General features: G+C 63.2%; 10 protein-coding genes. All 10 read left to right on the forward strand.

Annotated elements, in window-relative coordinates:
• The coding region (gene coxB / locus HV670_RS28130; RefSeq protein ID WP_425511480.1) for a cytochrome c oxidase subunit II at nucleotides 1–1,225 on the forward strand (1,225 nt) is incomplete at its 5' end.
• Entirely contained in the window at nucleotides 1,204–3,171 is a 1,968-nt protein-coding gene (gene ctaD, locus HV670_RS28135; protein ID WP_246258046.1) for a cytochrome c oxidase subunit I, read from the forward strand. The genes coxB and ctaD, both read left to right, overlap by 22 nt.
• 50 nt (nucleotides 3,172–3,221) lie before the next feature.
• Nucleotides 3,222–3,851, forward strand: coding sequence for a cytochrome c oxidase subunit 3 (locus HV670_RS28140; protein WP_175108243.1), 630 nt, complete (start codon nucleotides 3,222–3,224; stop codon nucleotides 3,849–3,851).
• A 17-nt stretch (nucleotides 3,852–3,868) separates the two neighbouring features.
• Nucleotides 3,869–4,198 (forward strand): hypothetical protein, encoded by a 330-nt coding sequence (locus tag HV670_RS28145; protein ID WP_175108244.1) that lies wholly within the window; start codon nucleotides 3,869–3,871, stop codon nucleotides 4,196–4,198.
• 95 nt (nucleotides 4,199–4,293) lie between these two features.
• Complete coding sequence (locus HV670_RS28150) at nucleotides 4,294–5,223, forward strand: cytochrome c oxidase assembly protein (RefSeq protein WP_246258049.1); 930 nt, start codon at nucleotides 4,294–4,296, stop codon at nucleotides 5,221–5,223.
• Nucleotides 5,220–5,597 (forward strand): c-type cytochrome, encoded by a 378-nt coding sequence (locus HV670_RS28155; RefSeq protein WP_246258047.1) that lies wholly within the window; start codon nucleotides 5,220–5,222, stop codon nucleotides 5,595–5,597. The genes HV670_RS28150 and HV670_RS28155 overlap by 4 nt, the downstream gene beginning before the upstream one ends.
• A gap of 194 nt (nucleotides 5,598–5,791) precedes the next feature.
• Nucleotides 5,792–7,012, forward strand: coding sequence for a c-type cytochrome (locus tag HV670_RS28160; RefSeq protein ID WP_246258048.1), 1,221 nt, complete (start codon nucleotides 5,792–5,794; stop codon nucleotides 7,010–7,012).
• Between the two features lie 688 nt (nucleotides 7,013–7,700).
• Entirely contained in the window at nucleotides 7,701–9,992 is a 2,292-nt protein-coding gene (locus HV670_RS28165) for an FdhF/YdeP family oxidoreductase (RefSeq protein WP_175108245.1), read from the forward strand.
• A gap of 34 nt (nucleotides 9,993–10,026) precedes the next feature.
• Entirely contained in the window at nucleotides 10,027–10,290 is a 264-nt protein-coding gene (locus tag HV670_RS28170) for a DUF2934 domain-containing protein (RefSeq protein WP_175108246.1), read from the forward strand.
• Nucleotides 10,291–10,731: 441 nt separating this feature from the next.
• A complete protein-coding gene (locus HV670_RS28175; RefSeq protein ID WP_175108252.1) occupies nucleotides 10,732–11,322 on the forward strand; it encodes a hemerythrin domain-containing protein in 591 nt (196 codons plus the stop codon).
• Nucleotides 11,323–11,573 lie beyond the last annotated feature (251 nt).

The following is an 11,573-nucleotide window of genomic DNA, read 5'->3' on the forward strand; positions in this document are numbered from 1 at the left end:
AACGCGCCCCGGAGAAAAAATGCGGAATCTGTTCCGGCTCGATGAATACTTTGCGCGATCGATGTGCCATCGCGGCGGCGGGCCGACGAACGCGTCGCCAGTGTCGCGGAGTGGACGCGCGCGCGGCGCTCGCACATCAAACGCAGCCTCTCGGTGCACGGGCACACCGGCCCGTGTCTGGCCCCTTGCATTCTATTCAGCATGGGTTGCGGTCCTGACGGCTGGCTCGCTGCCGCAAGCAGCGGGCGCGGCATCCGCACCGCTGCAGAGCGTGCTTTCTCCTGCGGGCATTCAGGCAACGCGCATCGCGCATTTATGGAACCTGACGCTGATCGTCTGTTCGGGCGTGTTTGCGGCAGTGCTGCTCGTGCTCCTGGTGGCGATCGTGCGCAACCGGCGCTCCGACCATCGGACGACGCCCGATCTGTCGTCGCTTGCACAACCCGAGGGGAATACGCGCCGCATGGTCGTTGCAGCGACGCTGCTGTCGAGCGTGCTGCTGTTCGGTCTCTTGTTCGCCGATGTGCTAACCGATCACGCCCTGTCCACGCTGCCGGTCGCAAACGCTCTGACGATCGAGGTGACGGGTCATCAATGGTGGTGGGAAGCGCGCTATCCGAGCGGCCGCAACGGCGACGCCGACCATTTCACGGTCGCCAACGAACTGCATATCCCGGTCGGGCGTCCGGTCATCGTGAGGCTGCGCACGACCGACGTGATCCACACGTTCTGGGTTCCGAATCTCCACGGCAAAAGGGATATGATCCCCGGCCGCGACGCGACGATCGAATTTCGCGCGGACAAAGCCGGCACCTATCGCGGGCAATGCGCGGAGTTTTGCGGCTTCGAGCACGCGCTGATGGCGTTCTATGTCGTCGCCGAGTCGCCTGCCGCGTACGACGCGTGGGCGGCGCATCAACGCGGCGCGGCGACGCTGTCCGCGGGGGCGCTGCTGCAACGCGGCCAGCAGGTTTTTACGAGCGGCACCTGCGCGAGTTGCCATACGGTGCGTGGCACGTCGGCAACTGGCACGCTCGGTCCGGACCTCACGCATCTGATGAGCCGGCAGACTATCGCCGCCGGGACCTTGCCCAACACGACCGGAAATCTGGCGGGCTGGATCGTCGACGCGCCGAGGTTGAAGCCGGGCACGACAATGCCGCCGAACCGGCTCGCGCCGGCCGATCTTCAGGCGCTGCTCGCATGGCTTGGGACACTGCGATGAGCGGCCGCCCCGAGTCCGCCCACGAGCGTGGTCATCTGCTTGACGGTCCCGCCATGTCGCCCGCGGTGCGCGATGCGCTCGCCCGCACCTGGAGCGACCCGCCCGGCGTCATGGGCTGGGTAGCAGCGATCAACCACAAGACGATCAGCCGCCGCTTCATTACAGCGACGTTCGCATTTTTCCTGCTGGCGGGCGCCTTAGCGCTCGTGATGCGGCTTCAACTCGCGGAGCCCGCCAGTCATCTGGTTGGTCCAGACCTGTACGACCAGTTGTTCACGATGCACGGCACCACGATGATGTTTCTGTTCGCGGTTCCGGTCATGCAGGCGGTCGCGACCTTCATCGTCCCTTTGATGATCGGCGCGCGCAGCGTCGCATTTCCTCGCCTGAACGCGTACGCATACTGGATTTTTCTGTTCGGTGGCCTGACGCTGTACGTGGCCTTTGCGCTCGGCTGGGGGCCGGCTGCTGGCTGGTTCGCCTATACGCCACTGTCCGGACCCGATTATTCGCCGGGTAAGGGCGTCGACATCTGGGCCCAGATGATTACCTTCACCGAACTATCGTCGCTTCTGGAAGCGGTCGTGCTGATCACCACGATCTTCAAGCTCCGCGCGCCCGGCATGTCGTTGAACCGCATGCCGCTCTTCGTTTGGACGACGCTCGTCACGCAGTTCATGGTGCTGTTCGCCATGCCGTCGGTGATGCTCGGGAGTACGGCGCTAATTCTCGACCGGCTCGTCGGCACGCATTTCTACAACCCGGCCAAAGGTGGCGACGTGCTGTTGTGGCAGCACTTATTCTGGTTCTTCGGGCATCCCGAGGTTTATCTAATCTTCATTCCGCCGCTTGGCTTCATCTCGTCGATCATTCCGACCTTTTCGCGCCGGCCGGTGTTCGGCTATCCGGCGATGGTGCTCGCTGTGATCGCGACCGCGTTCCTCGCTTTCGGGCTATGGGTCCATCATATGTTCGCGACGGTCGTTCCGGAACTAGGCAAGAGCTTTTTCACTGCCGCGAGCCTGATGATCGCGATCCCGACCGGCATCCAGATTTTCTGCTGGCTCGCGACCCTATGGAGCGGCCGGCTCAATTTCAGGACGCCGCTGCTGTTCGTGCTCGCATTCTTTTTCATCCTCGTACTCGGCGGGCTGACCGGCGTGATGCTCGGCTCGGTCCCGCTCGATCTGCAGGTACACGATACGTATTTCGTCGTCGCGCATCTTCACTACGTGGTGATTGGAGGCGCAGTGTTTCCGCTGTTCGGGGCGTTCTACTACTGGTTTCCGCTGTTCACTGGCCGCATGCTCGACGAGACGCTTGGCCGCTGGAACTTCTGGCTATTCTTCATCGGATTTAACGTGGCGTTCTTTCCGATGCATCTGCTCGGCCTTCATGGGATGCCGCGCCGCGTCTGGACCTATCCGCCCGAGATGGGCTGGGGTCCGCTGAACATGATGGCGACGCTCGGCGCGTGGATGATCGCCGCGAGCGTGCTGGTCTTCCTTCTAAACGTCCTGGAAACATATCGCCGCGGCACCGCGCGCCCGGATCGCGATCCCTGGGGTGCCGGCACGCTCGAATGGAGCGTGCCGCTGCCACCGCCACCGCATAACTTCGATGCGCTACCGGTTGTTTACGGCCGCGATCCGCTATGGGAGCCCGTCGGGCAGCCGTCCTGCGTCGCGGGCTTGGCGGCCGATTCCCGCGAGGTACTAACGACCACGGTGCTGGACGCACAGCTGGACACGCGACCGCTCTTTCCGTCGCCGTCGATCTGGCCGTTCGTCAGCGCGATCGCTACGACGGTTCTATTTATCGGCTCGGTCTTCACGCCATGGGCGGTCGTGTGGGGCGCGTTCCCGGTCGCGGCTGCGTTGATTGGCTGGTTTTGGCCGTCGCGCCACGAGAACCGGCGCGCGGTCGAGCTGGAGCAGCGGCCATGAACCCGAGCGACGAGCGCCGTCGACCGAAGCGGGTGTCCACAGAGGGGCCAATGTCCGAAGCAGTCGGAGCGTCCTCGCCCCCCGTGGCGGTGCTCGACGTCAGCCACCTGCCGAGCTTCGGTTACGGGCATCGCAGTTTGATGTGGTGGAGCACGCTGGGACTCATGCTGATCGAAGGCACCGCTTTTGCGATCGGTGTCATGATGTACTTTTATCTGCGCAGCCTCGCGCAGGTCTGGCCGCTCAACGCGCCTCCGCCCGACCTGTTGTGGGGCACCGCGAACACGATCGTACTGCTGGCAAGCATGGTGCCGAACCAGTTGGCGAAGCGCGCGGCCGAACGCGGGGACCGCCGGGGCGCGTGTCTGTGGATCTGGGTTTGTCTCGCGTTTGCAGTCGTGTTTCTCGTGCTGCGCGGCTTTGAATTCGCGGCGCTGAATGTGAAGTGGTATGCGAACGCCTACGGCTCGGTGGTCTGGCTGCTGCTCGGGCTGCATACGACGCACATCATCACCGATACCGTCGATACCGCGGTGCTCGGCGTACTGCTGATCACGGGGCCCTTCGAAGGCAAGCGGCTCGTCGATGTCAGCGAGAACGCGCTGTACTGGTATTTCGTCGTGTTGAGCTGGGTGCCGATTTTCGCGGTGATCTATCTGGCCCCTCGCCTGCAACTTTGACCGAAAGGAGGCCCACGATGCAAACCTGGCTCGCGTTGCTTGGCGCGCCGACCGTGCTGCTGGCGACGCTGACTGCGAATTACGCCCTGGTGCCGTACGCGTGCGCATGGCGCAACGGCGCGCCGCTCGGCTGGGTCAGCACGGCTGCGCTTCTGTTCTCGGTGGCGGTTACGCTGCTCGCACTACGGCGCTGGCTTGGCACGACGCCACGGTTCGATCCTGAGAACGATGCGCTGCCGGCACGACCGGTGTTTCTTGCGCTCGTCGCGACGACGGTCGGCGCGCTGTCGTCGTTCGTGTTACTTGCGATGTGGCTGCCACAATGGGTGATCGATCCATGTCGATGAACTGCCGTCCGTTGTCGATCGCGCTCCGCGGGATGCGCACACCGTCTTCGGCGCGGGTGTCATCGCGCACGCGGCTCGGGTCGCGCTGTCACGATATGGCCGTCGCACAACTCGTGCTGTTGCTCGCCGCCGCTCCTTCGGCGTCGGCGCATGTGCGGAGCGCCGACGAACGCGGTGCGCCGCCGCTCGCGTGGAGCTTCGATGCATGGGTCGTCCTTCCGCTTGCGATAAGCGCGGTGCTTTACACATTGGGCTACATACGGCTCAGGGCCCGCAGCCGCCACGCGAAATCTGCGCACGCGAGACAACTCGCCGCGTTCGCCGGCGGCTGGCTGATGCTCGTGGTCTCGCTCGATTCGCCGCTCGACTCGCTCAGCGCCGCGCTGTTTTCCGCGCATATGGTGCAGCACGAACTGATGATGATCGTCGCCGCGCCGCTCTTCGTGCTCGGCCGGCCACTCTCCGTGTGGGTATGGGCGTTCCCGCACGGGGCGAGGACCTGGCTTGGTCGCGCAGTCCGTACACGCGGGGTTCGCGCATGCTGGCGCGCGATCACCACGCCTGCTGGCGCATGGCTATTGCACGCCGCCGCGCTTTGGGCCTGGCACGAGCCGAAGCTGTTCGAAGCGGCGCTAGCCAACCCGCGCATGCACACGCTCCAGCATGCGAGCTTTCTGTTCAGCGCACTGCTGTTCTGGTGGACGATTTTCGGCGAACCCGCACGGCGCCGAGGCAGCGGCCCCGCGATGCTGTCGCTGTTCACGACGATGGTTCACACAGGCGCGCTTGGCGCGCTGATCACGCTCTCGCCCGGGCTCTGGTATCCGTCATATGTCGAGCCCTGCAGCGCGCTCGGCTTCGATCCGTTGCACGACCAGGAGTTAGGCGGTCTCGTGATGTGGGTGCCCGGCGGCCTCGCTTACTTGGTGGCGGGACTGGCGGTCAGCGCCCGCTGGCTGTTCCAGCGACAGGCACATGTGTTCATCGGGCGACCCTTCACCGCACCGCCGGACGGTGGCGTATGAATACGCTGCCCGGACACCCCATGGTTGCGCTATGCAGCGCGTTGTTGTTTGCGGGCTGCTCCAAGGCGCTGCCAACCCACGACGAGGCCACCGGCGGCAATCCGCAGCAGGGCAGGGAGACGATCGTCCGGTACGGCTGCGGCGCGTGCCATACGATCGACGGCGTGCCGAACGCCCGCGGCCTCGTTGGGCCGCCCTTAGTCGGGATCGGCGAGCGAAGTTACATCGGCGGCCACCTGCCGAATACAGCGGATAACCTGGAGCAATGGATTAAGCATCCGCAACGCTTCGATCCACAATCGGCGATGCCCGAACTCGGCGTCACCGATGCGGACGCTCGCGACATTGTCGCTTACCTGCTGCATCAACCATGAACCGACCACGCCGAATGGCGCCGTTTGCTCACAGGCGGCCTGATGAACCTGCCAACACATTCCGGGGCGCGATGGCGGCTGCGCAAAGCCGCATCGCCGTGCACGCCGTCGTGGGCGTGCTTTTAATCGGCACATGCGTTGCCGGCGCGGAGGGCGCGAAGGCGCAAACGGCGCCTCGGCCAAGCGCGCCTCCCATGCAGCCGTCGGCGGATCAGTCGCTGATCGCGCGTGGCGCCTATCTCGCGAAGGCCGGCGACTGCGCCGGTTGCCATACCGCGGTGAACGGCGGCGCCCCGTACGCGGGCGGGTTGGGCATGGCATCGCCATTCGGCACGATCATCAGCAGCAACATCACACCGGACCCGCGTTACGGCATCGGCCGATACAGCTACGAGGACTTTGCGCGTGCGTTACGCGAAGGGGTCGCGCCTGGCGCCAAGCATCTGTATCCCGCGATGCCGTACCCGTCTTTCTCCAAGCTGGCCGACGATGACGTCCACGCGCTATATGGGTATTTCATGCACGCGGTGAAGCCGGTCGCGAGGCCGAACGAGCCGCCCCAGGTGCCGTTCCCATTCAACCAACGCTGGACATTGACGTTCTGGAAGTGGCTTTTCATGCCGAAGGGCGGCCCGTACCGGGCGCATCCCGAGCACGATGCGCAGTGGAATCGCGGCGCGTATCTCGTGCAGTCGCTCGGCCATTGCGGAGCGTGTCATACACCCCGTGGTGTCGCTTTTCAGGAGCGCGGCTACGACGAGGCGTCGCCGCACTACCTGGCCGGCGGCGTGAACGATCACTGGTTCGCGGCGAACCTCACCGGCGACCCGGGCTCGGGCCTCGGACGCGTGCCGGCCGACGATCTGGTGTCGTTCTTGAAAACCGGTCACGGCGGCGGCCTCGTTGCCTACGGCAGCATGGTCGAGCAGATCGAAGACAGCTCGCAATATCTGAACGACGACGATCTGCGCGCGATCGCCAGCTATCTGAAGTCTTTGCCGTCGCAACAGCCATCCGGCAACTACAACCCGGAGCGACCGGTCGCACGGTCTGCCGCCAATGGCAACCGCGTGCACGAACGGCAGTCGGCCGGGGCGACAGTCTACCAGTCGTTCTGCGCGCGCTGCCATGGCGACCGGGGCATGGGTAACCTGCCTCTTTACCCGAAGCTCGCGGGCAACCCGTCGGTGATTTCCGACGACGCCACGTCTCTCATTCGGCTCCTCGTCGAAGGCGGCAACACACCAGCGACGCTTACCGGGCCGCCGCGCATGAACATGCCCGCGTTCGCCGGCCTGCTGTCGGATGCCGAGATGGCTCAGGCGCTGACCTACATTCGCAGCGCGTGGGGCAACGATGCACGGCAGGTCACCGCGAACGACGTCGGAACCTTCCGTAGCGGATTGCACAAGTAACCGTAGCGGCCATGGGACACGCGGCGGCTGGGCGAACTTCACGTCAGCGACGAACCGGGACACCGCCCGCAAGCAGCTGGCTGGCCATGTCCTTGGCGGATTGCAAGGCTGGTCAACGGATCAGCTAGCTGGTGCCAGCGCATTCGTTGGATTGGCTCACGCATTTAGGCCTGAACGGCAATGACGGGATCGTCCGTGCTTCTCTCGGGATTGTCAGCCCTGACGATGGTCGCATCTCGAGCGATGCACGAGCCAGTCGCCGATTGCTTAGCCTGTCTGGCAGTCAGCCGATTCTACCTATCACCGCATTCGCGGCGTGACCGCGACGGCCGCTCTTCGGACTGTTGCGCGAGTCCGCATGTCGCGCTCCATGTCAGGACGCAATGTCAGGCCGGGCCTCCGGTTTTTGCCCGCGGATTCAGCCGATAATCTCGCTCCCGGTCTATATGTCCTGGAAACGCAGTGCAACAGTTCCGGACGAAGCCGTCCGGATCCAGCATGAAGATCGCGTAATCGTGATGCCCTTGACGAGAAACGGGAAAACTTGCTCGTCCTTGTGCCTTTTCCCTCGGCTTTTCGTGCTTTGGCGTTCTGCACGCTGTTGCGTCGATGTCAATGGAACGCGTCTTAGTTTGGAACATGGCTTGCTACGGTATGGGGGACGTCACCGAGGCTAAAGGACCATGTCATGGGCAAGCAAAGGAAGAGCGAGGCATACCCTTATTCATCGGGCGGTTGGGGATCGTTGAAGGCGGTCGCGACAATTCTCGCCCAGGAGAAGGTGGCGCTGAAGGACAGCACAGTGCTGCTTCGCCAAAACAAGCCGGACGGCTTCATGTGCGTCAGCTGTTCCTGGGCGAAGCCTGCAGATCCGCACACCTTCGAATTTTGTGAGAGTGGCGCGAAGGCAACCGCGTGGGACACCACGACCAAACGGGTCACACACGATTTCTTCCAGGTCCATACAGTGAGCGAGCTACTGTCATGGCACGACCATGATCTGGAGGAAGCGGGGCGTCTCACCGAGCCGTTGCGTCACGACGCGACGACAGATCGTTACGTGCCGGTGAGCTGGCAGGAAGCATTCGACGACATCGGTCGCGAACTGAACGCAATGGATCCTGAGCAGGTCGTGTTTTATACCTCGGGACGCGCATCGCTGGAAACGTCGTATATGTTGCAGTTGTTCGCCCGCATGTATGGCATGAACAATCTGCCGGACAGTTCCAACATGTGCCACGAAAGCACCAGCGTCGGACTGAAAGAGGCGATCGGCGTCGGGGTCGGCACCATTACGCTAGACGATTTCGAAAAGACGGACCTGATGTTTTTCTTTGGCCAAAACGTCGGCACCAACAGCCCGCGGATGCTTCACCCCTTGCAGGACGCGCGCAAGCGCGGGGTGCCCATCATTACTTTCAATCCCTTGCGCGAGCCCGGCTTGATCAGCTTTAGTAATCCGCAGTCGGTAGCGCAGATGCTTACGCCCCGGGAGACGCAGATAAGCACGCAGTATCACCAGGTCAGGATCGGTGGCGACACCGCGGTGCTCGTCGGCCTTTGCAAGGCAGTGATTACCGCGGACGACGCGGCAGCTGCCGGCGGAGCGCCGCGCCTGCTGGATGAAGCCTTTATTGGCGAGCATACGCACGGCTTCGAAGACTTCGCACGCTACGTGCGGCAAACCGAATGGGCGGACATCGAGCAAGTCAGCGGGCTCACGCGCGTTGACATCGAGCGTGCGGCCGACGAATACACGAAGGCGAATGCCGTGATCATCCACTACGGCATGGGGCTGACGCAGCACCGTATGGGTGTGCAGAACGTGCGCATGCTCTGCAATTTCCTGATGCTTCGCGGCAATATCGGTAAGCCGGGCGCGGGGCCGTCGCCGGTGCGCGGGCATTCAAATGTCCAGGGCCAACGCACGGTGGGCATCACCGAAAAGCCGGAACTCGCACCGCTCGACAAGCTCGCGCAGCAGTTCTCGTTTGAACCGCCGCGCAAGAAGGGGATGAATATTGTCGAGACGTTCGAGGCCATGGTGAAAGGAGGGGTGACGGGAGTGGTCAACCTGGGAGGCAACCTCGTGCGCTCGGTGCCGGACAGGTTTCAGACGGAGCCGGCATGGAGCCGCGTGCGCTTGATCGTCAACGTGGCCACCAAGCTCAATCGGAGCCATCTCGTGCATGGCGCCGTGTCTTATATCCTGCCGTGTCTGAGCCGAATTGAAATCGACCGGCAAGCAGGCGGCGAGCAGGCCGTCTCGATGGAAGACAGCACAGGCTGCATGCATGGCTCGCGCGGCGTGACGGAACCGGCCAGTCCCGACGCGCGCTCCGAGCCTTTTATCGTCGCAGGCATCGCCAAAGCCACGCTTCTCAACCGTTCGACAGTGGACTGGGACGCGTGGCGCGACGATTACAGCCGTGTGCGAGCCGCGATCGCCGAGACTTATCCGGAGATTTTTCACGATTTCGAAGCCCGCATGTGGACGCCTGGCGGCTTCCCGAGACCTTTGCCGGCCCGCGAACGTAAATGGCAGACTGCGAGCGGCAAGGCGGAATTCATCGTGCCCAGTGCGCTCGGCGAGGACCCGGACATGATGGAACGCGAGCCCGGCGCGCTGCGGCTGATGACGTTGCGTACCGATAGCCAGTTCAATACCACCATTTATAACCTCGACGACCGGTTTCGCGGCATCAAGGGAACGCGCATGGTCGTCCTGATGAATCGCGCGGACATGGCGTCCCATTCGCTTCAGGAAGGCGAAGAGGTGACCCTGCAAACCATTGCCGACGACGGTATCGACCGTCGGGTCGAGGGGCTCCGCATTGTCCCGTACGACATTCCGCTAGGCTGTATCGCCGGGTATTACCCGGAGTGCAATCCGCTGCTGCCGCTTTGGCATTACGCGAAGGAAAGCAAGGTGCCGGCCGGAAAGTCGATCCCGGTTCGCATCGCCGCACGCGCTGCATAGGGGCATGACGCGCATTTTCATGGAGGAACACAGCATGGACACCGATCTCGAAGCTCTCATTCGCGCCCGGACGTATTACCTCTGGCAAAACGACCCGTCACCGGACGGCAACGCGGAAAAGCACTGGGAGGAAGCGCGGCGGCAAATCGAAGCCGAAAGCCGTGACGCGGGGGGTGATACGCAACCCAGCGCCGATCAGTCGGCGGATCGGGAGCGAGCTGACCGGGGCGCTGGCGATATGCAATCGCAGGAAGCGCCTGTCGCCGATGTCGATGGAGCCGCGGGGGAGAAACGTTAGCGCTCGTGCTTCCCGATACGTCGCAACGCACAGGCCAAACGCTCATAGCGAACCCGGCCGACGACGCAACCCGGGCTGCGGCATACGCCGCTGCATGAGCAAGGCGCGTGGCGGGAAAACGTCGTGAGGCTACATCCCTTCAATTGCCAGTAAGCGTGTCGGCAAGGCTTCCCGGCGGCCGGGCTTGAATTAGGACCCGGCGCATTGCCGCGAGCGCTCTAGTTGGGGCGAGCCGCGAATGAATGGTCGCAGCACATGGCGGCGCTTTGCGGCCTAGACGGCTTCCGTGCACAAAAGAGAACCGCCTCGTGCCTCGGACCGCGCGGCGTTCGGCGGCGTCTGCACGAAGTGGCGACGCAGCGTGGCAGGCACGTGCCATGCGCACTTGGTTTGACGACGTCTCCCAACACGCCCGATGGGCGTAACGACGAGTTCCTGGCCATGTCGAGGAAACCTTTGCAGCTTTCTCCGGACATAACGACGATGATCCGTCTGGATCATTCTCACGTTTTTAGAGCGTTTCACCGCTACCACCTGGCGAGCCCGTGGTGGCGCAAACGCGCGATAGTGGGCTCCGTTTGTAGCGCGCTCGAAATTCACGCGCAGCTTGAAGAGGAAATCTTCTATCCGGCGCTCGCGCGTGTGGCACCGGACAATGAAACGCTGCGCGAGAGCGGGCCCCAGCATGACGAGCTGCGTGAGACGATCCGCAAGCTGCGCAGTATGGGCCCCGACAACGCCGCATTCGACGGTCTGTTCATGCAGTTGATGCGAGAAACCATCCATCACGTTGCCGACGAAGAGACCGGGTTGTTACCCATCGCCGAGCGTTCGCTCAAGCATGAACTGAGGTCGCTCGGATCGGCCATGACGCGACGGCGCATGGAACTGTTGAGCGAGCGGCCCGGGCGAATTGCACTCGATACTGCGGGAACGTTTCCTGTGGCAACCGCGGTACTCGCAGGGATAGTCTTGTTCGGCGCCGGTAAGCTGTTAACTCAATGGCGGTCGCTCGACAGGTACGGCGCCTGAGGGGTGCTCCGGGATGGGCGATTGGAGGTCGCGCGCTGCGCGAGGACAGTACCCGATCAGCGGAAGTAACGCAAGGGTAGAGAAAACAGCTGTCTTGGTCTTGTTCATCGGGCGCCTCTTACTTTTTTGGGGATATAACTCATTGCGTTATACAGAACTCATGAGTGCTCGCGCAGCGCCTGAATCATGAATGCAGCGTCGATGGTTCGCTGCATGCCGATCCAGATCGTTTTGGCGCCGGGCTCGCCATC

This window comes from Pararobbsia alpina (assembly GCF_902859895.1).
Taxonomy (GTDB): domain Bacteria; phylum Pseudomonadota; class Gammaproteobacteria; order Burkholderiales; family Burkholderiaceae; genus Pararobbsia; species Pararobbsia alpina.